Genomic DNA, 23,022 nt, shown 5'->3' with positions numbered 1-23,022 from the left:
ATGGCGAGGGTAATCCTGTTCAACAAGCCGTTCGGAGTGCTTTCGCAGTTCACCGACAAGGGCAACGCCGATACGCCGCGCGCAACCCTGTCGGATTTCATCAACGTGCCGGGGGTCTATCCAGCGGGCCGGCTGGACCGGGACAGCGAGGGGCTTCTGGTGCTGACCGACGACGGGCGGTTACAGGCGCGCATCGCCAGCCCCAAATTCAAGCGCCCCAAGAGCTACCTTGTGCAGGTCGAGGGCAATCCCTCTCAGGATCAGCTAGAGGCGCTGCGCAAGGGCGTGACACTGAAGGACGGACCGACGCGGCCGGCGCATTGCGATCAGATCGAGACGCCAGACCTCTGGCCGCGTGATCCTCCGGTACGATTCCGCAAGACGGTGCCCGATGCCTGGCTGAAGCTGACCATCACCGAGGGCCGCAACCGGCAGGTGCGGCGCATGTGCGCCCATGTCGGCCTTCCTTGTCTGCGGTTGGTGCGCTGGTCGGTCGGGGACTGGACGCTGGACGGAATCGCGCAGGGAAAATGGCGCGACGCCTGAAAGGGGAGTCGGCAGGAGGCCCTGGATCAAGCGTTTCACCGAGGCGGGGCGGAAAGAACCTGGACGCGGTCCCAGAGAGCCTGAACCGTGTCATCAGGCAGGACGAGGCCCAGCCTGACGCACAGGACGTTGTGCAGGGCTTCGGCGTTGATCAACAACCGTTTTTCGCCTGCCTCGGTCAACTGACGGTCCAGCAGGCCCAGCGGCATATCCCCGTCGTAGCCCTTGACCATGAGGTGATGCGGAAAGGGCGCCTGTGGCCAGTGCGAGCAGAGAAAGTTCCCGGCCTCGATGTCGCTGTCGCAGACGTGGGCATCATCGAACCCATACAGCGCAAATTCCTCGTCGGGCTTGCGCAGGAATAGCACCCGCTCATCCGTGGCGGGATCATCGCGCAGGATGTAGCTGCCGTTGGGGGCGGTCTGGGGGCCATTCTCATCCAGCAAGAGCGGCTCCAACGGTGTTGGCCCGCCGAAACCGGCGTCGGCGAGGTAATCGGTGCCGTCTATCCGGCAGATCAGCAAAAGATGCGTACGCGCACCACCCCGTGCCGCGCCCTTGCGGACGCGGGCCAGCCGTCGTGTCACGTCGAACCCGAGCGCCAGCAAGGCATCCTGAAACAGCCGGTTCTGTTCAAAGCAATAGCCGCCACGGCCCCGGTGCAGGATCTTGTCGGCGACCTCCGCCGAGTTCACGCCCGGGGTAATCCCAAGGAATGGATCGATATCCTCGAAGGGAATGCGCCGGATCTGCGCGCTTTGCAGGCGGGCCAAGCCTTCGGTCGTGGGAGGCACGGGGCCAATGCCCAGCCGGTCGAGATAGAGAGAGAGGTCGAAACCGCTCACGGCGTCGCGCTCAGACCCATTTCGCCAGCGGTGGCAGGCTCATCAGGACGGCGTTGGCGTCATGGCCGGTGGCGAGCCCGAACTTGGTGCCACGGTCGTAGACAAGGTTGTATTCGGCATAAAGACCGCGGTGGATCAGCTGGGTATCCTTGTCAGCCTCGGAGCAGTCCTGCACGCGCCGCTTTTCCACCAGCGGCAGGTAGGCGGGCAGAAAGGCGCGGCCGATGTCCTGTGTCAGGGCGAAATCCACCTCCCAGTCGCCGGTGTTGCGATCGTCCATGAAGATGCCGCCGACGCCGCGCGCGCGATGACGATGGGGGATGTAGAAATACTCGTCCGCCCAGGCCTTCAGCTCGGGGTAGAGCGTGTCCCCGTGCGGATCGAGATGCGCCTTTTGGGTGGCGTGGAAATGCGCCGTGTCCTCATCGTATTCGATGCAGGGGTTCAGGTCGGACCCGCCGCCGAACCACCAGGCGCCCGGGGTCCAGAACATGCGGGTGTTCATATGGACGGCGGGGCAATGCGGGTTCTGCATGTGGGCGACAAGGCTGATGCCCGAGGCCCAGAAGCGCGGGTCGTTGTCCATGCCGGGCACGCCACGCGCCGCCATTGCCTTTTGCGCGGCCTCACCCAGGGTGCCGTAGACGGTCGAGACGTTGACGCCGACCTTTTCAAACACGCGGCCGCCGCGCATGACGCTCATCAGTCCGCCGCCCGCGTCTGATCCGTCGTCGGAGGCGCGCTTTGTCTCGGTCACCTCGAAGCGGCCCGGTGCCATGTCAGAGAAGGGGCCTTCGGAATGGCTGTCCTCCAGCCCTTCGAAAGCGGCAACGATCTCGTCGCGCAACTGGCGGAACCAGCTGCTGGCGCGGTCCTTTTCGGTGTCCATCATACGGTGCTCTCCCTTTTCAGGGATGTCTAGGTCAGCAAGGCACGCGCGACAAGCGTCAGTGCGCCGGGGCCGCCACCGGGTCCAGCAGGGTGCGCCCGCCGTCGACCGTCATGATCTGGCCGGTGACAAAGCCCGCGCCCTCGCAGGAAAGAAACTGCACCGACTCGGCAAGTTCGCGCGGGGCGGCGATGCGGCCCAGCGGCGTGTGGTCCTCGATGTCAGAGCGATAGCTCTTGTGCTCGCGCAGCGTGTCCTTGAGGCTGGAGGACATGACCGAACCGAAGGCGACCGCATTCACGCGGATCCGGTGCGGCGCCAGCGCCACGGCCATCGAGCGGGTCATCTGGTCCAGCGCGGCGCAGGACACGGAATAGCCCAGCAGTTCGGGATGCGTGCGGCGCGCGGCGATGGACGACAGGTTGACGATGGCGCCCACCTGTCCCTCTTCCTGTCCCGCCGCCTGCTTGATCATCCGGCGCGAGACCAGCTGGGTCATGCGGTAGGCCGTCGTCAGGTTCTGCGACAGAAGCGTTTCCATCGTGTCATCCTCCAGGTCCAGCGGATCGGAGGTCAGCAGCTGGCGCGAGCCGTTGATCAGGATGTCGACCCGGTCAAAGGCGTCGAGCGTGGCGGAAAGGAGGTTCGCCATCGTCAGGCGTTCGCGCAGGTCGCCGGCAAAATATCGGATCGAGCTGTCATCGTCAGAGCCCTTGCATTCCTTGACGAGCTGCGGCTCGTCCATGTCGGCGAGCATGACGTTGGCGCCCTTGTTGGCGAAATGGCGTGCGATGGCCAGGCCCACGCCATTGGCGGCGCCGGTCACGATCGCGGTCTTGCCTTCGATGGAGAAACTCATTGGGGGCCTCGTGAGGGGGTTTCGGTCAAGCTAAGCGCGTTCAGCGCCGATGACGAGAGGGGCGCGCGGCCTGCAGGATCTTGAACCGGTTGTCGCCGCCGATCTCTGATGATTCGCGAAAGGCCTCGGCAAGTGTGGCCTCGTAGGGCAGGTGACGGTTGGCAACCAGCCACAGCCGTCCGTGCGGCGCAAGGATGCGGGCCGCAGAGGTGATGAAGGCGCGGCCGATCTCCGGATCGGCCTTGCGGCCCTGGTGAAAGGGCGGGTTCATGATGACGCCGTCAAGCGCGTTGGAGGGAGTCCAGTCCGTTGCATCGGCCCAGTGGAACTGCGCGCGGGCGTCGCTGACGTTTGCGCGGGCGCAATCCAGCGCGGTCTTCTCGGCCTCGACGAGGTGTAGTTCGGTGACGGCCTCATTTTTCAGGATCTGGCGCGAAAGCCAGCCCCAACCGGCGCCGAGATCGGCAAAACGCCCTTTGATCGTGGCGGGCAGGGCCTTTGCCAGTGCCTGGCTGGCCGGATCGGGCCCGTCGGCGGAAAAGATGCCCGGCGCGGTCAGGTCGCCCGAGGACAGACGCGCGGGTTCGTGTTGCCAGTCCGCCAGATCGGCACCGCCCTCGAACCAGAGGCATTTGCCATGCGCCTTGGACACCTGGCCCAGCAGCGTCACGCGACCGCGCAGGGCCTTGACGATGGCTTCGATACCATCGGTCTTGGCGCCATTCACCACCACGAGCCCGCCGGGGGCCAGTACGCTGGCCCGGGCGAGGCGGTCTTCGGCCAGGTCACGGGCCCGGGGCAGGGTCACGATAACCGCGGCGTAGGGGCCGTCGGGCGCGGTCTGCACGGTGATGCCCCGCTGTTGCCAGGCGGCGTGATCGGGAAAGAATGTCTGGATGACCTCGACGCGGGCCAGGTCCAGCCCGACAAGATCCGCATCTCCGGGGGCGCCGACAAGCGCGATTCGGCCGTCGTCAGGCAGGGAAAGGCCGCCGGAGGCGAGGGCGAAGGAAAGACGATCGGTGGACATGGGACGGAAGGGCGCGGGCGCCTATTCCTTCTCCATCGTGCATTGCAGGGGGTGCTGGTGACGGCGGGCGAAATCCATCACCTGCCCCACCTTGGTTTCCGCGATCTCGTGGCTGAAGACGCCGACCACGGCGACACCTTTCTTGTGGACGGTCAGCATGACCTCGAAGGCCTGCGCATGGGTCATGCCGAAGAAGCGTTCGAGCACATGCACGACGAATTCCATCGGCGTATAGTCGTCATTCAGCAGCAGAACCTTGTAGAGCGGCGGGCGCTTGGTCTTGGGCTTGGTCTTCACGGCGATGTCGGCGTCGCCCTCGCCGTCATCGGGCGGGGTGCCGGTCATCATGAACGTCCGGGTGAAGTGGGCGTCTGTCATCAGGGCAATCGCGCTTTGGGTTTCCGTCTACGGCCCTTGTATATAGGGTAGGGGAGGTTGGCGAAAAGGGGGCCGTTCGCGGCTGCATACAGGATGCCGAAAAAACTGCAAACAATCGGTTTCGATGCGGATGACACCCTGTGGCACAACGAACGCTTTTTCGTGCTCACCCAAGAGCGATTCGCAGATCTGCTGCGCGACTACGCGGAAAAGGACCACCTGGCCGAGCGCCTGGTCGAGGCCGAGCGCCGCAACATCGGCCACTACGGATTCGGGGTGAAGGGTTTCGTCCTGTCGATGATCGAGACCGCCATCGAGGTGACGGAGGGGCGCGTGCCGGCCTCGGTCATCTCGGAACTGATGGCGGCAGGGCGTGACATGCTGGCCCACCCGATCGAGCTTTTGCCCCATGCGCAGGACGCGGTGGAGGCGGTGGCCGACACGCATCGCGTGGTCCTGATCACCAAGGGTGACCTGCTGCACCAGGAACGCAAGCTGGCCCAATCGGGCCTCGGTGACCTTTTCGACGGGGTCGAGATCGTTTCGGACAAGCAACCCGACACCTATGCGCGCATCTTCGGTTCTCTGCCAGGCGGCACCGGTGCGTCGATGATGGTGGGCAACTCGATGAAATCGGACGTCGTCCCCGCCATTGAGGCCGGTGCCTGGGGCGTGCATGTGCCGCATGATCTGGCCTGGGCGCTGGAACATGCCGAGCCCCCCGAGGCGCCGCGATTCCGGACCCTGACCGATCTTGGCGATCTGCCCGGCCTCGTTCACGAGATCGGCTAAAGAGGGTCGCAACCGAGTCGCCATATTTCGGCCATATTTCGCCACATTGCCGTCCTAATGGACGGTCTAGGGGCTGGACGCGTATCAACCCGCTACATCTAGCGGGTTCACAATGATAAAAATCCATGAATATCAGGGCATTGCCCGCTTCTCTTGAAGTTCCTTTCGTGTTAGCATCCTCTTAACCACGGTCGCGCAAAATGGGGCCGGGACATAAGCAACAACCCCAACCGAAAAATCGGGGGGACGAGGCAGAAAGGCAGTGTATCGTGACGGGACGTCGCAGGCAGTCAGGCCATTGGGGCCTGTATTTCTTCATGTTCGTGTGGCTCATTGTTCTGTTGCCGCTCAGCGTAGCGGCTGCGCCCTATGCAGCCATGGTGATGGACGCACGCAACGGCAAGGTGCTGCACGCGCAGAACGCCGATACCCGGCTGCATCCCGCCTCTCTGACCAAGATGATGACGCTCTATATCGCCTTCGAGGCGGTGCAGAACGGCGAGTTGACGATGGACACACTGATCACCGTGTCGCGCAAGGCCGCAGCGGAAGAGCCGTCGAAACTGGGCCTGCGGCCCGGCCAGAAGATCAAGCTGCGTTACCTGGTGCGCGCGGCGGCGGTCAAATCCGCCAATGACGCCGCCACGGCCATCGCCGAGGGAATCGAGGGATCCGAGGCCGCCTTTGCCCGCCGCATGAACCGGACCGCCAAGGCGATGGGCATGACGCGCACCACATTCAAGAATGCACACGGTCTGACCGAAAGCGGGCACCTGTCCACGGCGCGCGACATGACGATCCTGGGGCAGCACATGATCTACGACTACCCGCAGTATTATAACCTGTTCTCGCGCAAGACCGCGGATGCGGGGGTGCGCCGGGTGAATCACACCAACTCGCGGATGCTGAGTTCGTACCGTGGCGCCGACGGGATCAAGACCGGGTACACACGCGCCGCCGGTTTCAACCTCGTCGCTTCGGCCGAGCGCGGCAGCGAACGGGTGATCGCCACCGTCTTTGGCGGTCGGTCGACGGCCACGCGCAACGCACGGGTGGCGGAACTGCTGGACCTGGGGTTCAAGAAAGCCCCGACCTGGGTGAAGGTGCGCAAGCCCGATCGTCCGCCCTACCTTGGCAAGGGGGCTGGTGCCGGCGGCATCGTGGTCGCCAATACCTCGGATCCGGCGCCGGGCACGCGGGCGAAGTCGATCCGGGTTGCCTCTGCTGCCGTGACCCGCAGCCTGAGGCCCAAGGCGCGACCGGGCAGCGCGGTGGATCCGGCGTTGGTGGCACCGCTGGTGGCCTCGGTCGGCAAGGACATCGAGCGAGAGTTGCAGGAGATCGTGCTGGCCTCCGATACTGCGCCGGACCCCGCGCCCGACGACCCGGAGGTGGTTGTCGTGGCCGATGTCACCGATGTGGCCGCCCCGGCGAAGTCGAAAAAGCCGGTGCAGCGGCCAGCCGCGGCCGCCGCCACGCTCAGCTACAAGGATACACCGACACCCGCCCGCAAGGCCGAGGTCGTCACACGCCTGTCGACCTCCGGCGGGCGGCACTGGGGCATCAACGTGGGCCGCTTCCCGAACGAGTACCAGGCGCAGAAGATGCTCTTGAAGACCGGGCTCACGGAAACAGCGACACTGGATGATGCCTTGCGCAAGGTTGTGCGGGGCAAGACAGGCTTTGACGCGATGTTCATGGGGATGACGCGCGACGGCGCCGAACTGGCCTGCCGTCGGCTTCAGGCACGACAGATGACCTGCTTCATGGTCGGGCCAAGCTGATCCGACGAGGCGCAGGCTGACAAACAGAAAGGCGGCTGTACCTGGAGGTACAGCCGCCTTTTTGTTGCGCTGTCCGCCGGGTCAGCGGACAGCGTCCAGGATCTGATCGATCACGCTCATCACACGCTCGACGCGGCTTTCCTCGGAAAGGAGATCGGCGACAAGGCTGCGCAGTTCGTTGCTGGTCCGCAGGTGGCGCGACTGGGCGTATGAAATGACGCCGATCAGGTCGTTCGAGGGGCAGACCCCCTCGCGATAGGCCCAGACGGTGCCGTTGCGCGCGGGACGCGCCTGCAATCCGCAGCGTCGCTCTGGTGGCACGTCGCGCCAGAACAGCGTCATGATGTCGACCAGTGCCGAACTGTCGTTCGAGAAATAGTTGTGCGCCAGCATGTCGTCGCCAAGCGAGGTCATGTCGATGCTGTCGAAGGCCGGATGCGCCAAGATCACATCCCCGCCCAGCCCGGCCCGGGGGGCAGATCCGTGCAGTTTGCCCGAAGACACCAGCGCCCAGTCGGTGGACGAGGCATAAAGCGTCATGCGCTGGGCCAGCGGCGCAAAGGTGCCCGCCATCGCGCCGAACAGTTCGGCGTCCACGTCGGGCGCGGCAAACATGACCTGATCCAGGATCGGCTGGTCACCCGGACGCGCGTCGCGGCGCAGCGCCATGATCTCCAGCGCGTCGGTCAGGGCGCGGTTGCCCATCGAATGCGCGACCACGTTGATCGAGCGCGCGCCGGAGCGCAGCACCAGGTCTTCGAGAAAGCGCGCGAGGCGACGGCCGGACAAGCGCACGACGGCGGCGTCGGCGTTGTACCCGATCGTGGTGTCGCGCGAAGGCCATGAAAACAGGACCGGCACGGTGCCGTTGCCCATGTCGTGCACGACCTGCGCCGTGCGTTGGGCGGCATATTCGAAACTGGTGTTGTAGCCGTGGATGAAAACCAGAAGATCGCGCTGGCCGTCCTCCTCGAATTCCCCCTGCAGGCGGCCGTAGAAACTGTCGGGATCGACCGGCTCGACCGATTTCAACAGGATGTGCTTGGACGGGTTGGCGCGGAATTCCAGGCGCCAGATCGAGGGTTTCTCGACCTGTCCGGCGACGTGGATGTTGGGGATCGTGACCGTGGCAATCCCAAGTTCCAGCCGATCACCGCGCTCGCCACCATAGAATCGGGCAGGGTGCTTGTCTCCGCTGCGGGCGCGGTCGGTGGCATAATAGACATCGACTGCGTGGAAGCCGTCGTCCTCGCTGACAAACGATGTCTCGAGCGACGGCGAGGCCAGCGCCTCGAGCGCGGCGCGTGCCCGATCGGCCGCGGCGTCGTCGCCCATCAATTCCGTCAGTCGGACCAATTCGGCATAGAGGTCGCGCAGCACGGCATCGCTGCGTCCGGTTTCTTCCTCTGCGGCAATGGCGGCCTCGATCATCGTACGGGCCGAGCTGACGGCGCCCTGCGCCTCATAGGTTTCGGCGGCCTTGATGAAAGCGGGCACCGGGTCCTCGCCCAGTTCGGTCCGGGCAAATGCGCGGGTGCGGGCCAGGTCGGCCCAGGCGTCGGCGGCCTGAACATAGCCCAGCCCGTCCAGCAGGTCGGCCCGCAGCTGCATCAGGTCGACCAGGATGCGGATATTGGGGGGGGTGCCCAGGACAATCGGATCTCTCAGGGCGATATCGACCTGCTGCAGGGCCTGGAACGGATCGGTCCCGGCCAGCGCGTCCAGCGCGATGACCCGGCTGATGTCCTGCGCCCGGCCCGGTGCCGGGACGGCTGTCAGGCTTGCGAGAAAAGCCAGGAATACGAAACGGGTAAACTGTGTCATCGTCCCCTCACGGGCATAGAGAGTCCATCCTGTAATGATTATGATGGCTTGGAGGACTGGAACAAGGTGGGGAATACCCGCGCTTGTCCGTTGCGGACACGACACCGTGCCAAAAGAAAAACCCCCGCGAGCGGGTCGCAGGGGTTCGTGTCTCAAAATGCGTTCGGTCGCTTACAGCAGCCCTTCGCGCTGGGCCTTTTTGCGCGCCAGCTTGCGGGCGCGGCGAATCGCCTCGGCCTTTTCACGGGCTTTCTTCTCGGAGGGTTTCTCGAAATGCTGCCGAAGCTTCATCTCGCGGAACACGCCTTCGCGCTGCAGCTTTTTCTTCAGAGCGCGGAGCGCCTGATCGACATTGTTGTCGCGAACACTGACCTGCATGTGGTTGTCACCACCTTTCTAGGTTTGAGTTGCAAGGAGAATTGCAGGAGGTGGCCGTATAGCAACCGTTGGCCTAGTTGTCTAGAGTGACGCCGCGACGAGAGGAACCCGTTCCATGCCCGATACCGCAGACAAGATCCTGGACGCCGCCTTGATGCATGTGCCCTTTGACGGCTGGTCCGAAACGAGCTTTCGCGCCGCGGTTTCCGACGCCGGGGTGGACCCCGTGGTGGCCCGCGGGTTGTTCCCGCGTGGGGCGGTTGATCTGGCCGTGGCCTATCACAAGCGCGGTGATGCCGAGATGCTGCGCCGGATAGACGAGGCCGACCTTGAGGACATACGCTTTCGCGACCGCGTGGCCTTTGCCGTGCGGGCCCGGATAGAGGCCGCCGAGGACCGCGAGGCGGTGCGGCGCGGGACGACCCTGTTCGCCTTGCCGGTCTATGCGCCCGATGGCGCGCGGCTGATCTGGGGCACGGCGGACGCGATCTGGACGGCGCTGGGGGACACCTCGCAAGATTTCAACTGGTACACCAAGCGGGCGACGCTTTCGGGGGTCTATTCCTCGACCGTGCTTTACTGGCTTGGCGACGATTCACTGGAAAACGAGGCGACATGGGCCTTCCTGGATCGCCGGATCGAGGACGTGATGCGCTTTGAAAAGGCCAAGGCGCAGGTGCGCGGAAACCGTTTGCTGAGCGGGCTGATGGCCGGCCCGGCAAAAATCCTAGAGCGGGTGCAGGCGCCTTCCCGGGACGGGTCCGACCTGCCCGGTGGCCATACCTACCCTCGCTGACCGGGCGGTCGGCCGCGCGCAATCGGCGCAGGGGGCGGCGCGGGAAACCGCTTTGCCGCCCCGGTCCTGCTTGCTACCAAATCCGCAAACAGAGAGGCTGAACCATGACGGAAACCATGCGCGCGATCGAGATCACAGAGCCGGGCGGGCCGGAGGTGCTGAAACCGACGACCCGCCCGATGCCGCAACCGGCGGCGGGGCAGGTGGTCATCAAGGTCGCCTATGCCGGGGTCAACCGCCCGGACGCCCTGCAACGCGCAGGCAGCTACGCACCGCCGCCCGGCGCCTCTGATCTGCCGGGGCTCGAGGCCTCGGGCGAGGTGGTGGCGCTGGGCGCCGGGGTGGAGTCCCTCTCGCTTGGCGACAAGGTCTGTGCATTGCTGCCCGGGGGCGGTTACGCGGAATATGTCGCCACCCCTGCCGCACATTGCCTCCCGGTGCCGCAGGGTATGGGGATGAAAGAGGCGGCCTGCCTTCCGGAAACCTTCTTCACCGTCTGGTCCAACGTCTTTCAGCGCGGCGGTTTGCAGGCCGGTGAGCGGTTCCTCGTTCACGGTGGGTCCAGCGGTATCGGGACGACGGCGATTCAGCTGGCGCATCATTTCGGCGCGCGTGTCTTTGCCACGGCGGGCTCTGACGCCAAGTGCAAGGCCTGTACCGATCTGGGCGCGGAACGGGCGATCAATTACCGCGACGAGGATTTCGTGGCGGTGATGAAGGAAGAAGGCGGCGCCAACCTGATCCTCGACATGGTGGGGGGCGACTACCTGCCGCGAAACGTCAAGGCGCTGGCCGAGGACGGGCGACTGGTGCAGATCGCCTTTCTGCAAGGTCCCAAGGTCGAGCTAAATTTTGCGCTGGTCATGATGCGGCGCCTGACAATCACCGGCAGCACGCTGCGCCCGCAGAGCGACCTGGCCAAGGCGCGCATCGCGGACAGCCTGCGTGAAACGGTCTGGCCATTACTGGACACGGGCAAGGTGGGGCCGGTGATGGACAGCGAGTTCCCGATGGACCAGGCCGCAGAGGCGCACATGCGCATGGAAAGCTCGGGCCATATCGGCAAGATCGTGTTGAAGGTGGCCGGGTAAGGGGGCGCTGCCCCCTCTTGGCCTGCGTTCAATTCACCACCGGTGGTATTTTGACCAAAGAAGCAGGGGCGCGGCACCGTTTCGCGCCCCTTGTCGGGTCAGATGACCGCACGGCGATAGAGATGCCAGGTCGCGTGGCCCAGGACCGGCAGGACGATCACCAGTCCAATGAGAGCGGGGATGCTGCCCAGCACCAGACCGGCGGTGACGATGGCACCCCAGGTCAAGATCACGCGCGGATTTTCCCGGGTGACGCGGACCGAGGTCAGCACCGCCACGGGCAGCCCCACCGATCGGTCCAGCAGAAGCGGGAAGGACACCACGCTGGTGGCCAGCACGGCAAGCGCAAAGATGCCGCCGATGGCGCACCCGGCGATGACCATCACCAGCCCGGCCCCGCTGGCGAGATCGCCGAGGAAGGCGCCGATTGAGGCCGGCGCCTCTGGCCCCAGCGTCGCGCCATAGAGGTGGCCGGCCACCACCAGCCAGAGGCAAAAGATCACCGCCAGGTAGATCCCCAAGACCAGGATCGAGGCGAAGCGGGGACTTTCCACCACCTTGAGCGCCCCGAGCCAGCCGATTTCCTCGCCCTGTTCGCGGCGGCGGCTGATTTCATAGACACCGACCGCCGCGACCGGCCCCAACAGGGCAAAACCGGCGATCAGGGGAAAGATGAGAGGGATGAGGTTCATATTGAGCGCGGCCAGCGCCAGGATGATGCCGATGACGGGGTAGAGCAGCACCAGGAACATCACGTCGGTTCGGCACTTCTGGAAATCGTACCACCCGGCTGACAGGGCCTCTCGCAGGTCCTCGGTGGTCAGCGTGCGGGTGCGGGGCGGCGTGGTATCCTCGCTGCCCAGGGATTGGGCCGAGTCCGCCGCGTGGCGTCCGGCCAGCCCGAAGGCATTGGCAATCCAGGTTCCGGGATTTCCGATGGTCTGAGGCATGAGTCCTCTCCTCTTGGCGATTGTCGCGCCAACCGGGGGCCCCGTCGCGCGGCGACGGGCAGGCCAGTCGGACGCGCTGATGCGTCAAAAGGTAGCATATCTGCCGTGAAATTCCCATCACGGTCACGAGATTGGGTCAGAGTTTGTGGTCGAAGAAACCTTCGCCCGCGCGCGACAGCAGATCGGCCGCCAGGCTGCGCCCAAGTTCGGCCCCCTGCGCGACGGGGCCGGTGATCTCGCCCGCATGGGCCTCGGAGCCGTCGGTTTTCAGGATCTCACCGCGCAGGCGCAGGTTGTCGCCATCCAGTTCCGCCAGCGCTGCGATGGGGGTTTCGCAGGAGCCGTCGAGCGCGGCCAGAAAGGCGCGTTCTGCGTGTAGCCGCAGGGCGGTGGTCGCGTCATGGATGGCCGCCAGCATGTCTCGGGCGCGGGTGTCGTCGCTGCGGCGCTCAATACCGATGGCGCCCTGGGCGACGGCGGGCAGCATGTCCTCGGGCGCGATGGCCGCTTGCGGCACCTCGGTCATGCCGAGGCGATTCAGCCCGGCGCAGGCCAGGAAGGTCGCCCGCGCAACGCCGTCGTGCAGCTTTTTCAGCCGGGTCTGAAGGTTGCCGCGGAACTCGACCACCGTCAGGTCGGGGCGGCGGTGCAGCAGTTGCGCCCGGCGCCGCAGCGAAGAGGTGCCGACGATGGCGCCTTCCGGAAGATCGTGGATCGAGGAGAACTCGGGGCAGATAAAGGCGTCGCGGACGTCCTCGCGCGGCAGGTAGCAGTCCAGCACCAGCCCCTCGGGCTGTTCGGTGGGCATGTCCTTCATCGAATGCACGGCCAGGTCGATCGTGCCCGCCAGCATCGCCTCTTCGATTTCCTTGGTGAACAGGCCCTTGTTTCCGATCTCTTTTAGCGGGCGGTCGGCGTCAATCAGGCTGCGGTCGTCGCCGGTGGTCTTGATGACCACGATTTCAAAGGCATCCAGCGGCAGGTCGAAAGCGGCGGCAAGCCGGTCGCGTGTTTCATGCGCCTGGGCCAGCGCGAGCGGTGAGCCGCGGGTGCCGAGTTTCAGCGGGGATTTGGGCGTGGGCAGATCGGTCATGGCAAAGGGTTAGCGCGGGGCGGCGGGAAAGGAAACGGGATTTGGGGCTGCGGGGCTGCGGCAAGCGCGCCCGGTCCGTCAAGTCGGCTTGACACCGGCAAGCCCGCGTCGGACCAAGGCCCCCGGACCTGGAGGAGCGAGAGCGATGACCAAGACGATCCTGCGTGCCCTTGAGGGCGAGACCCTGCCGACGCCGCCGATCTGGATGATGCGGCAGGCCGGGCGCTACCTGCCGGAGTACAAGGCGACGCGGGCCGAGGCGGGGGATTTCCTGTCGCTCTGCTACAACCCCGATCTGGCAACCGAGGTGACCTTGCAGCCGATCCGGCGTTACGGGTTCGACGCGGCTATCCTCTTTGCGGACATCCTGCTGCTGCCGCAGGCGCTGGGTATGGACCTGTGGTTCGTCACCGGCGAGGGGCCGCGCCTGTCGACCATCGCCAGCGACGCGGATTTCGACAAGCTGGGCCCGGGCGAGATGATTCACGACACGTTGAACCCGGTCTACCAGACCGTGCGCAACCTCTCGACGGCGCTGCCTTCGGACACCACGCTGATCGGGTTCGCCGGTGCGCCTTGGACGGTGGCGACCTACATGATCGCGGGCAAGGGCACCAAGGATCAGGGTCCGGCGCATGCGCTGAAGGCCGAAAATCGGGCGTTGTTCGAAAAGATCATCGACCGGCTGACCGAGGCGACCATCGACTACCTGTCCGAGCAGGTGAAAGCCGGGGCCGAGGTGGTCAAGATCTTCGACAGCTGGGCGGGGTCGCTGCAGGGCGAGGATTTCGACCGCTATTGCACCGCGCCCGCGCGGACCATCACGCAGGAACTGAAAAGCCGTTTCCCGGGCCTCCCGGTCATCGCCTTTCCGCGCCAGGCGGGCGAGAAATATGTCGGGTTCCACGAGGCGACCGGCGCGGATTGCGTGGCCGTGGACGACAGCGTGACGCCGGAATGGGCGGCGGAAAACGTGCAGGTTTCGGGCTGTGTTCAGGGCAACCTGGCCTCGTCGCACATGGTGACGGGCGGTCAGGCGCTGGTGGATGAAACGCGGCGCGTGGTCGAGGCCTTCCGCAAGGGGCCACATATCTTCAACCTGGGCCACGGGATCACGCCGGATGCGGACCCCGAGAACGTGCAGTTGATGATCGACACGGTGCGGGGGATGTAAGCAAAGGGACGGCAGGCCCCGCTTCACACATGCGCAGGTTGGCCGCGTCCACCAAGGATGACGTCCATGCTCATCCCGCCGACCCACATGCAGAACAGGGCCAGCCAGGCGGTGCCGGCAAAGATCGACCCGCCTGAGACGCCGGCGCCGATGGCGCAGCCGCCGGCCAGCATCCCGCCGAACCCCATCATCGCAGCGCCGATCATCGCGTTGCGCATGGGCGACGGGCCTTCGAACCCCTGGAACTTCAGCTCCTTGCTGATGAGGGCGGCGAGGAAGGACCCAAGAACCACACCCGGCACCAGCCCAATATCGAATTCCAACACCGAATTGCGGTCGAGGAAGAACATCAGCGTGTTGGCCGAGGGGCCGGTGAAGGTCAGGCTCTCGATTTGCACGGGGTCAAAGGCCACCTGGCTCAGCGCATGGGTCAGCCCATAGCCCACGGCGGCAGCGAACCCGACTCCGGAGGCGAAGACCAGCCGTGACAAGCCGATCCGGTTGCGGCGGCTGAGTTCCAGCGCCAAGAGCGCGATGGCCAGCCCGATCACCAGTCCGGCCTCGCGCGGCAGGTGCAGAGCAGCCAGAAAATCCATGTTGCGCCCGCCAGAGGTGATCCACATGGCCGCCAGTCCGTCGCGCAGCGGGGCCAGCCAGCCGGTCAGCGACATCTGCGCGACGACGGCAAAGATCAGCCCGGACACGACCGAACGCAGGTTGCCCGTCGCTGCCAGCACCAGCAGGCGGCCGGAACAGCCGCGCGCCAGCACCATGCCCGCGCCGAACAGCAAACCGCCGATGATCGCGCCGGACCAACTGCCCGGAACCGCCATCATGCGGGCCTCTGACGTTTCCAGCAGCCCCAGGATCTGTGCCGCCTGTACCCAGACGACGGCGGTGGAAAAGGTCAGCAACCAGACAGCCACCTTGTCCTGCATCATGCCGCGCGCGAATTCGACCGTGGCCGCCCGCAGGCAGAACCGGGACCGTTGTGCCGCGACGCCGAAGATCACCCCGGTGATCAGGCCAAACAGGGCCGCCGTCGGGTTTTCGCCGATTCGGTCGATCAGGGGGACGATATCCATGCCAATGCCTCCGCGTGCTTGATGGGCCGCGTGATGCACCGGACCGGACCGGACCTGCCTTGATACAGATCATGAAAACGGAATGTTGCGGGTCAGGTGAACAGGCCAAAGACCAGCGGCAATGGGGCGACGGCGATGGCAACGGCGGCCACAAAGCGGGTGGGCGCAAAAAGTCCCGATACCCCGGCGAGAAAAGCGATGCCCCCTCCGCCGCCGATCAGAGAGTTGCCGGGCGTGTTGATCAGCGCGATCAGCAGCAGGTAGCGGTTGCGCACTGCCAGGCGTGTGAAGCGTCCCGGAGCCTGCCGGGCCAGCCAGGCGGCGCGCGCCTCTGGCGGGGTCGCGCGGAGATCTTCGAGCAGCAGCGCAAAACGTCCGAGACCCAGCTTGCGAAACCCTTTGGCCGCGACATGAGGTGGCAGCAGGCGGGCGAGCGCAAAGGACAGGACGAGCGCGGCCAGCATGCCGCCATAGACCAGCGGGGCCAACGCGCCGCCGAAGATCAGCAGAAGAGCGATGCCGATCTCGGCCCCCGGCACGAAAGGCAGGGCTGACGTGAGGACATAGATCGCCAGCGCCAGCATCACCATCCGATGAATCAGCGGTTCGTTCATCGGGCGCATCTCGGGCAGGGTCACGCCCCTCAGCAGGTCGGCCAGCAACCATCCGCCAAGCAGCAACAGGCCATAGATCAGGAGGGCGCGTCGATACGTTTTCAGCGCCGTCAGAAGCGCGCGCATCGGGGATTCCCGGTCGGATCCAGCCGGGTCAGCCGGGTACGGATGGCCGTCAGATCGGGGGGCGTCGTGCCGGCCTCGCGCTTTCCAGTGAAGGCAAGGTCGCGGCGGGCCGTCCAGTACCAGCGCTGCCGCGACCACCGGATCGCGACCTCGATCGCCCCGTCGGATCGGACGATCCCCTGGTAGTCAAAGCGGCCCCGGTTGTTGCTGCGCAAAACGCCGCCCAAGACGATTCCCTCTTGTGTCTGGCGGGCCGTGTAAGGGCCAGGGTGAAAACCGCAGTCGGTGCAGATTCCGGACCAGAAATGCCCTTCGTCAAAATACAGCCTGTCGCCCAGGTCGGGCGCGTCTGCCGGGCCGATACGTCCCGCAAAGACGCGCCCGTCCAGCAGTCCATCGCCCGCAGATGCCCAGACCGGGGCCAACCAGCAAAGAGCCGGCAGGAGCGGGAAAAAGGTCAGGAGGCGCAAGGCTGACATGGATTATCCGGGGATGGGTAACGACCAATCTAGCACGGGGCGTCGGTAACGCAAAACGGGGCGGTTTTGCACTGGCCCACAGGCGACCGGGAGATGTCGTAAACCGGCCTCCTCGTGGCGACAGATCGCCGTCGCAGCCGGGACAGAGGCATGGGTGGCGATTCGGGCATGGTTCCGGGAATACCCGTGCGCAAGAGGAGAGGCGTCATGGACTTCGACATGGAATTCGCCAACGAAATGATGATGGCCGTGGCCAAGCTGCCGGTTGTGGCGAACGCGGACCACGCGCCGCTGGAGGGCGGAGAGGATCCGGCGTTTGGCACCGTACGCTGGCGGACCCTGTTCTCTGCCGACAAGACCTCGACCTCGGGCATGGTGATGGGCGTGGCGGAATTCGGCCCTGCCGGAACCCTGCTGCCGCATCGTCACAGCCCTGCCGAGATCTATTTCGGTCTCGAAGGATCGGGCATCGTGACCATCGACGGCGTGCCGCATGAACTGACGCCGGGCACCGCGCTTTACATCCCCGAGGACGCCGAGCATGACACCGTTGCCGGGACGGAGGGACTGCGGTTCCTTTACGTTTTTGCCAAGGACCGTTTCGCAGAGGTGGAATACCGGTTTTCGGCGGCGCAGGCGGTCTGACCTGCAAGCATTGGCCGCCGCTGTCCGGGCGTGTGCCGGGGGCGGCGGTGGCTGTGTGCGTAAATGCACCGAACCGGGACTCGCCAAGCCAAGTGTGACGGCTTAAAGCAAAATCATGACCCCGGTTCCCCTTTCAGAAGCGCGCCACCTTCCGGTCTGGCGGCGCCCGATCGCCCTCCTGGCGCTCATGGCGATTGCCATGCCGCTGTCCTTTGCCACCTGGTCGGCACTGCTCAACAACTTCGTCATCGAGGTGGCGAGTTTCGAAGGCAAGGATATCGGATGGCTCCACACCGTGCGCGAGATTCCGGGGTTTCTCGCCATCGGGGTGATCCTGGTGCTGCTGGTGGTGCGCGAACAGGTGCTGGCGCTGGTGTCGCTGGCGCTGCTGGGTGTCGCGACGGGCGTCACGGCGATGTTTCCCAGCCTCGGTGGCCTGCTTTTCGTGACCCTGCTCAGTTCGATCGGGTTTCACTACTACGAGACGGTAAATCAGAGCCTTCAGTTGCAGTGGCTGCCCAAGGATCGTGCACCGCAGATGCTGGGGTGGCTGGTCGCCGTGGGGTCGGCCGCGACCTTTGTCGCCTATGCCTGTATCGTTGTGACGTGGCGGGTCTATGATCTGTCCTACAGCCTCGTTTATGTCACCGCCGGGGTGCTGACGCTGGGGATCACAGCCTGGTGCGCCTTTGCCTTTCCACAGTTCGAAAGCCCCAATCCGCAAGTCAAGAAATTTGTCCTGCGCCGCCGCTACTGGCTGTACTATGCGTTGCAGTTCATGTCGGGCGCACGGCGGCAGATCTTTGTCGTCTTTGCCGCCTTCATGATGGTGGAACGATTTGGTTACGACGTGCACGAGATCACCTCGCTTTACCTCGTGACGCTTGTGCTCAGCATGGTGGCGACGCCGATCTTTGGCCAGGTGGTGGCCCGGTTCGGCGAACGCAACGCGCTGACCTTTGAATATATCGGGCTGACGCTGGTGTTCCTGGCCTATGGCGGGTTGTTCTGGTTTGGCTGGGGCGTGGTTCTGGCGGCGACGCTATATGTCCTGGACCATATCTTTTTCGGCTTTGCCTTCGCGCTGAAGACATATTTCCAGAAGATCGCCGATCCGGGCGACATGGCGCCCACCGCGGCCGTGGCCTTTACCATCAACCATGTCGCGGCCGTCTTTCTGCCGGCGCTGCTGGGGTATCTCTGGGATTCCTCGCCGGGGGCGGTTTTCGGCCTGGCAGCGGGCATGGCGCTGACCAGTCTTGCGCTGGCGCTGATGATCCCGCGCCACCCGGAACCTGGGAATGAGACCGTCTTCAGCGGGGTCGTTCCGGCCCCGGCGGAATAGGCGTGACCGACAAGGCGACCGACGCAGGGGGGCGTTTCCTCATCGGGTCGACGCTGGGCCATGTCGTCCGGATGACGCTCAGCGGCGCGGCGGGCATCACCTTTGTCTTTGTCGTCGATGCGGCCAACCTGTTCTGGCTGTCGCAATTGGGCCAACCGATCCTGATGGCGGCCATCGGCTATGCCTTTGCCGTCCAGTTCTTTACCGTCTCCATCGGCGTCGGCCTCATGATTGCCACCACGGCGCTTGTCTCGCGCAGCATCGGACGGGGTGAGCGGGCCATTGCGCGGGAACAGGGGGCGGCGGGTATGCTGCTGTGTTTCCTGGTGCAGGCGATGACGGCCGGGGCCGTGGTGCTGTTCCGGCATGACCTGCTGGCCAGCGCAGGGGCCGAAGGCGCGGCGTTGGACCTGGCCGCGCGCTACGTTGCGCTGTCCATGCCCTCGCTGGCGGTAATGGCGGTCGGCCTGTGCGGCAGTGCGGTGCTGCGCGCCGACGGACTGGCGCGGCAGGCGATGATGGTGACGATGGGCGGCGGGCTGATCATGCTGGGGCTGGATCCGCTGCTGATCTATGTCCTTGGCTGGGGATTGGACGGCGCGGCGCTGAGCGTTTGGATCTTTCGCGGTATCATGGCGGGGCTGGCGATCTGGTTTGCGGTGCACCGGCATGGGTTGCTGGCCGTGCCCCGGCCCACCCTGCTGGTCCGACATGGACCCGGTCTGCTGCGCGTGGCGCTGCCGGCGATCGTCACCCAGATGGCGACGCCCTTCGGAAACTTCCTGCTGACCGGGTTTATCGCCGTGCATGGCGATACCGCCGTGGCGGCATGGGCGGTCATCAACCGGCTGACGGTTGTGGCATTCGGGGGGCTGTTTTCCCTGGCCGGCGCGATCGGCGGCATTTTTGGCCAGAACTTTGGCGCGCGCCAGTTCGATCGTCTGCGCCAAACCTACCGCGACGCGGTTCTGTTCTGCGTGGTCTACGCGGCCGGGGTCTGGCTGATCCTGATGGCATTGACGGGCCTCATCGCCCGGGGCTTTGGGCTGGCGGGCGGCGGCGCAGAGGTCTTGCGGGCCTTCACGCAGATCGGGGCACTGTCCTTCACCCTCGGCGGGTTGCTGTTCGTCTCGAACTCGGCGTTCAACGCGCTTGGGCGCCCGCTCTGGGCCTCGGTGCTCAGCTGGCTGCGCGAAGCGGTCTTGCTGTGGCCCGTGGCGCTCTGGATGTCAGGGGCCTACGCGGCGCAGGGTGTGATCTATGCGCAGGCGCTGGTGGGGGCCGTCATGGGCGGTGTGGCCGGTGTCTTGGGGTGGCGCTATGTTGCCGGCATCGGAGAGGGGCCCTTGCCCAGGGTCAACTTGCGCGAACGGCGCGCCTGGCGCGACCCGAACCGTTGGCGCCGCCGCTAGAACTGGCCGCGCAGGGCAAAGGCCAAGATCGCCAGAACGATCACCAGGGTGAGGATCCAGAAGGCGCGCGCGATGCGTCCACGGCTAGTCATAGCTGAACTGCTCCAGCAGGATGTTGTGGGCGGGCACGCCAAGTCCCAGCAGCGCGTCTTCGACAGCATGCAGCATGGGTGGCGGGCCACAAAGCACAAAGACCCAGCGTGTCAGGGCCTCCGCATCAAGGTGCCGGGTCAGAACGTCGGGCGTGACGAACCCGGTTTCCCCCGTCCAGCCCTTGGGCGGGTCGGACAGGACATGGATCACGCGCAGTGGCCCGGAGTGCGATCGCGCGTCCAGCTCTTTGCGGCAGGCAATCTGCTCCTCGATCCGGTTGGCATAGAACAGAACGCGCGGGCGCGGGTCATCGTCGGCATCCAGCTGGCGCAGATGCGACAGCATCGGCGCAATGCCCACGCCGCCTGCAATCATCGCAACGCCTCCGGCCTTGCCGTGCCGCTGCAAGGTCAGTGAACCAAAGGGCGCATCCACCCAAGCGCGGGTGCCGGGCGTCACCTTGCCCAGGCGGTTGGTGAAATCGCCCAGTTCCTTGATGACAAAGCGCAGTCTGCTGCCCTCGGCCGGGGCAGAGGCGATGGAAAACGGGTTCTCGTCCAGCGAGACGGCGGGTTTGCCGATGCTGATCCATGCAAAATGCCCGGGCAGGTAGCGCAGGCCCGTGTGACCCTCGGGGGCAAGGCACAGCTCCCAGGTCCGGTCGGCCAGGCGGGTCACGCTGCTGACGCGCCATGGGCGCCGGGCCTTCATCAGCGGCTTGATCGCGTAGACCCAGGCAAGAGACAGCACGGCAATGGCGAACAGGACCCACCAGAATCCCCGGAGCACCGGATCGTCGCTGTAGCGCCCGGCTCGGGTGGCGTGCAGAACGCCAAGTCCCGCCATGACCAGCGCCATGATCCCGTGCAATGCGCGCCAGGTTTCGTGCCGGTACAGCCCGTCGCGCCCCAGCGCCATGACCATCACGGCGCCCAGCAACAGCCAGGCGACAATCCCGGGCCAGAGGCCGGACCAGTCAAAGTTCAACGGGGCGGCGCCCGGTGGTGTCAGGCCGGGCCGCAGGCTTTGCGGTCCGGAATAGAGGAATGGGTGCAGCAGGATCAGCACCGAGGCCGCGCGCGCCAGCAACTGGTGAAGCCGCATGGTGACATCCATTCCGATCCGTCCAGAGACGACGCGGAACCGCCCGGACAGGGCGAATTCAACCAGCAGGATCGCCAGCCCGGTCAAGGCCACACCGGTCGCCAGTTCGTCGCGCATGGGGCGTGGGGGAAGCCCCTGTAGCGCGGCCAATGCCAGCGGTGCGCAGGTCAGGGCAAGGTAGAGCAGGGCGAGAAGCGCGGCGGGCATGATGTCTTGGCCTAGGGTCAAATGCCCCTAGCACGGCGGCGGTACGAAATCACGTCAAACGCTGTGCGGCTTGCGGCGGTCGGGCTTTCGTGCCACAGCGAATGCGTTTTTTTCCATCAATGGACCGCCCACATGCCCAAGACCTGGACCGCCTTCACCAAGCTCGCCGACAAGGATAAGGCCGAGGCCCTGGGCCTTGCGCTGGAGGAGCTCGAGCCCGAACCCACGGGCATCGGCGTCTTCGAGATCGAGGATGGTTCCGGCACCTGGGAGATCGGCGGCTATTTCACCGAAGCACCGGACGAGATCGAGCTTGCCCTTCTGGCCGCAGCCTATGATGCCGAGAGCTTTGTCGTCTCCGAGGTGCCGGACACCGACTGGGTCGACAAGGTGCGGCGCGAACTGACGCCGGTCGAGGCGGGCCGCTTTTTCGTCTACGGCAGCCATGATGCCGACAAGATCCCCGAAGGTGCCGAGCCATTGCTGATCGAGGCAGCGATGGCCTTTGGCACCGGTCACCACGGCACCACCCAGGGCTGTCTCGAGGCGCTGGACCGGCTGGCGAACGAGGGCTTCCAGGGCCGTAATGTGGCCGACATCGGCTGCGGCACTGCCGTTCTGGCGATGGGTGCGGCACGCATCTGGCCCGATCCTGTGATCGCCTCGGACATCGACGAGGTCGCGGTCGAGGTGGCAGAGGCCAATGTGCGCGCCAACGGCCTGGGCGACAAGGTTGCCTGCGTCGAGGCCGCGGGCTTTGACAATCCCGAATTGCATGCCCGCGCACCCTATGACTTGGTCTTTGCGAACATCCTGAAACAGCCGCTGATCGACCTGGCCCCCGACATGGAAAAACACCTTGCGCCAGGGGGGTATGCGATCCTTTCGGGTATCCTGACCTGGCAGGCCGACGAGGTGGTCGAGGTCTACACTGCCCAAGGGATGCCGCAATTGCGCCGCGATGTGATCGGGGAGTGGGTGACTCTGACGCTTCGAAAAAACCAGTAAATAAAGGGTTAATCGGAGCAGTCGAAGCAAAATTAAATCCAATTGCCCCAATCTTGCCATAAAGTTTGGATAAAAATTGCCTCAACCGGTGGGGGCCGGTTGAGACGAGGCTGTCATGGACGACGCTCAGAGAAGCTTTTACAAGCGTGAACAAGCGCTGCGGCGCAAGCATGTCCGCATGTCACACGGCTATGTGACGCGGATGAACCGCAACGGTGTGATCGAACAGGTCCCGCAAAGCAGGATGAGCGGTCTCGGCCTGCACCTGATCTTACGCTTGGCGGTGGCGGTGATGCTGTTCAAAGTTGTCGCCCTGGCCTGGCTGGGCGATGCGAAATACGCCGGTCACATCGAACGCCTGTCGCAGGGTGTCATCTATGAAAAGGTCGGGGCCTGGATCCTGCAGGTCGATTCCGTGACGCGCATGTTGGCCGATTTCCTGACGCCGGCTATCGGCTGAGGCCCTCAGCACATC

At 65.2% G+C, this 23,022-nt stretch carries 24 protein-coding genes; 11 read left to right on the top strand and 13 right to left on the bottom strand.

The features are described 5' to 3' along the window. On the top strand, positions 1-546 hold the full coding sequence (locus ACQY5B_RS21225) for a pseudouridine synthase (protein WP_420327558.1): 546 nt from the start codon (positions 1-3) through the stop codon (positions 544-546). Positions 547-581: 35 nt separating this feature from the next. Here ACQY5B_RS21225 and ACQY5B_RS21220 read toward each other — a convergent pair whose 3' ends face one another. The 5 genes from ACQY5B_RS21220 to clpS are packed head-to-tail and all read right to left on the bottom strand — an operon-like array spanning position 582 to position 4,514. After that, positions 582-1,391: an arylamine N-acetyltransferase family protein gene (locus ACQY5B_RS21220; RefSeq protein ID WP_420327560.1), complete on the bottom strand. Its 810-nt coding sequence runs from the start codon at positions 1,389-1,391 to the stop codon at positions 582-584. 10 nt (positions 1,392-1,401) lie between these two features. Next, positions 1,402-2,283, bottom strand: coding sequence for an oxygen-dependent coproporphyrinogen oxidase (gene hemF, locus ACQY5B_RS21215; RefSeq protein ID WP_420327561.1), 882 nt, complete (start codon positions 2,281-2,283; stop codon positions 1,402-1,404). Between the two features lie 55 nt (positions 2,284-2,338). Continuing rightward, positions 2,339-3,139 carry an SDR family NAD(P)-dependent oxidoreductase gene (locus ACQY5B_RS21210; RefSeq protein ID WP_305972461.1) on the bottom strand — a complete coding sequence of 267 codons (801 nt, stop codon included), beginning with the start codon at positions 3,137-3,139 and terminating at the stop codon, positions 2,339-2,341. Positions 3,140-3,179: 40 nt separating this feature from the next. Then, positions 3,180-4,169 (bottom strand): class I SAM-dependent methyltransferase, encoded by a 990-nt coding sequence (locus ACQY5B_RS21205; protein WP_420327563.1) that lies wholly within the window; start codon positions 4,167-4,169, stop codon positions 3,180-3,182. A 21-nt stretch (positions 4,170-4,190) separates the two neighbouring features. Further along, positions 4,191-4,514 (bottom strand): ATP-dependent Clp protease adapter ClpS, encoded by a 324-nt coding sequence (clpS, locus tag ACQY5B_RS21200; RefSeq protein ID WP_305972465.1) that lies wholly within the window; start codon positions 4,512-4,514, stop codon positions 4,191-4,193. 126 nt (positions 4,515-4,640) lie between these two features. On the opposite strand from clpS, the gene ACQY5B_RS21195 reads away from it, so the two are divergent. Together ACQY5B_RS21195 and ACQY5B_RS21190 are read left to right on the top strand one after the other, a co-directional pair. After that, entirely contained in the window at positions 4,641-5,339 is a 699-nt protein-coding gene (locus tag ACQY5B_RS21195) for an HAD family hydrolase (protein ID WP_420327564.1), read from the top strand. 317 nt (positions 5,340-5,656) lie between these two features. Next, entirely contained in the window at positions 5,657-7,123 is a 1,467-nt protein-coding gene (locus ACQY5B_RS21190; protein ID WP_305972464.1) for a D-alanyl-D-alanine carboxypeptidase family protein, read from the top strand. A gap of 81 nt (positions 7,124-7,204) precedes the next feature. Here ACQY5B_RS21190 and ACQY5B_RS21185 read toward each other — a convergent pair whose 3' ends face one another. Then, positions 7,205-8,947 (bottom strand): alpha/beta hydrolase, encoded by a 1,743-nt coding sequence (locus tag ACQY5B_RS21185; protein ID WP_420327565.1) that lies wholly within the window; start codon positions 8,945-8,947, stop codon positions 7,205-7,207. 171 nt (positions 8,948-9,118) lie between these two features. Continuing rightward, complete coding sequence (rpsU, locus tag ACQY5B_RS21180; protein ID WP_007818122.1) at positions 9,119-9,325, bottom strand: 30S ribosomal protein S21; 207 nt, start codon at positions 9,323-9,325, stop codon at positions 9,119-9,121. A gap of 115 nt (positions 9,326-9,440) precedes the next feature. On the opposite strand from rpsU, the gene ACQY5B_RS21175 reads away from it, so the two are divergent. Continuing rightward, the gene (locus tag ACQY5B_RS21175) at positions 9,441-10,121 is read left to right on the top strand and encodes a COQ9 family protein (protein ID WP_305969875.1); all 681 of its coding nucleotides are present in this window, start codon (positions 9,441-9,443) and stop codon (positions 10,119-10,121) included. A 104-nt stretch (positions 10,122-10,225) separates the two neighbouring features. Next, on the top strand, positions 10,226-11,212 hold the full coding sequence (locus tag ACQY5B_RS21170) for an NAD(P)H-quinone oxidoreductase (RefSeq protein ID WP_305969876.1): 987 nt from the start codon (positions 10,226-10,228) through the stop codon (positions 11,210-11,212). 98 nt (positions 11,213-11,310) lie between these two features. On the opposite strand, the gene ACQY5B_RS21165 is transcribed toward ACQY5B_RS21170, so the two are convergent. Beyond that, a complete protein-coding gene (locus tag ACQY5B_RS21165) occupies positions 11,311-12,162 on the bottom strand; it encodes a DUF2189 domain-containing protein (RefSeq protein WP_420327567.1) in 852 nt (283 codons plus the stop codon). A 136-nt stretch (positions 12,163-12,298) separates the two neighbouring features. After that, complete coding sequence (hemC, locus tag ACQY5B_RS21160; RefSeq protein WP_420327569.1) at positions 12,299-13,255, bottom strand: hydroxymethylbilane synthase; 957 nt, start codon at positions 13,253-13,255, stop codon at positions 12,299-12,301. Positions 13,256-13,400: 145 nt separating this feature from the next. Between hemC and hemE the strand changes: the two genes are divergently transcribed. Next, positions 13,401-14,429 carry a uroporphyrinogen decarboxylase gene (hemE, locus tag ACQY5B_RS21155; protein ID WP_420327570.1) on the top strand — a complete coding sequence of 343 codons (1,029 nt, stop codon included), beginning with the start codon at positions 13,401-13,403 and terminating at the stop codon, positions 14,427-14,429. Between the two features lie 23 nt (positions 14,430-14,452). On the opposite strand, the gene ACQY5B_RS21150 is transcribed toward hemE, so the two are convergent. From ACQY5B_RS21150 to ACQY5B_RS21140, 3 genes are all read right to left on the bottom strand, one after another. Then, positions 14,453-15,514 carry a YeeE/YedE family protein gene (locus ACQY5B_RS21150; protein ID WP_420327571.1) on the bottom strand — a complete coding sequence of 354 codons (1,062 nt, stop codon included), beginning with the start codon at positions 15,512-15,514 and terminating at the stop codon, positions 14,453-14,455. A 92-nt stretch (positions 15,515-15,606) separates the two neighbouring features. Beyond that, entirely contained in the window at positions 15,607-16,254 is a 648-nt protein-coding gene (locus ACQY5B_RS21145; protein WP_420327572.1) for a hypothetical protein, read from the bottom strand. Further along, positions 16,239-16,733, bottom strand: a complete 495-nt coding sequence (locus ACQY5B_RS21140; RefSeq protein WP_420327573.1) for a hypothetical protein — start codon at positions 16,731-16,733, stop codon at positions 16,239-16,241. The genes ACQY5B_RS21145 and ACQY5B_RS21140 overlap by 16 nt, the downstream gene beginning before the upstream one ends. A gap of 207 nt (positions 16,734-16,940) precedes the next feature. On the opposite strand from ACQY5B_RS21140, the gene ACQY5B_RS21135 reads away from it, so the two are divergent. From ACQY5B_RS21135 to ACQY5B_RS21125, 3 genes are all read left to right on the top strand, one after another. Continuing rightward, on the top strand, positions 16,941-17,378 hold the full coding sequence (locus ACQY5B_RS21135) for a cupin domain-containing protein (RefSeq protein ID WP_420327574.1): 438 nt from the start codon (positions 16,941-16,943) through the stop codon (positions 17,376-17,378). Between the two features lie 115 nt (positions 17,379-17,493). Next, entirely contained in the window at positions 17,494-18,723 is a 1,230-nt protein-coding gene (locus tag ACQY5B_RS21130) for an MFS transporter (RefSeq protein ID WP_420327576.1), read from the top strand. A 2-nt stretch (positions 18,724-18,725) separates the two neighbouring features. Further along, the gene (locus ACQY5B_RS21125; RefSeq protein WP_420327577.1) at positions 18,726-20,135 is read left to right on the top strand and encodes an MATE family efflux transporter; all 1,410 of its coding nucleotides are present in this window, start codon (positions 18,726-18,728) and stop codon (positions 20,133-20,135) included. Between the two features lie 84 nt (positions 20,136-20,219). Here ACQY5B_RS21125 and ACQY5B_RS21120 read toward each other — a convergent pair whose 3' ends face one another. Then, complete coding sequence (locus ACQY5B_RS21120) at positions 20,220-21,539, bottom strand: ferredoxin reductase family protein (RefSeq protein ID WP_420327578.1); 1,320 nt, start codon at positions 21,537-21,539, stop codon at positions 20,220-20,222. 132 nt (positions 21,540-21,671) lie between these two features. Here ACQY5B_RS21120 and ACQY5B_RS21115 point away from each other — a divergent pair, with 132 nt between their 5' ends. Further along, complete coding sequence (locus ACQY5B_RS21115) at positions 21,672-22,547, top strand: 50S ribosomal protein L11 methyltransferase (protein WP_305969886.1); 876 nt, start codon at positions 21,672-21,674, stop codon at positions 22,545-22,547. Positions 22,548-22,662: 115 nt separating this feature from the next. After that, entirely contained in the window at positions 22,663-23,007 is a 345-nt protein-coding gene (locus tag ACQY5B_RS21110) for a hypothetical protein (RefSeq protein ID WP_420327579.1), read from the top strand. The last annotated feature ends 15 nt before the right edge of the window (positions 23,008-23,022 follow it).

The sequence above is a fragment of the Antarctobacter sp. genome, from assembly GCF_965277915.1.
Taxonomy (GTDB): domain Bacteria; phylum Pseudomonadota; class Alphaproteobacteria; order Rhodobacterales; family Rhodobacteraceae; genus Antarctobacter.
Note: the sequence above shows the minus strand (reverse complement) of the source record. Positions and strands in the feature narration are given on the sequence as shown.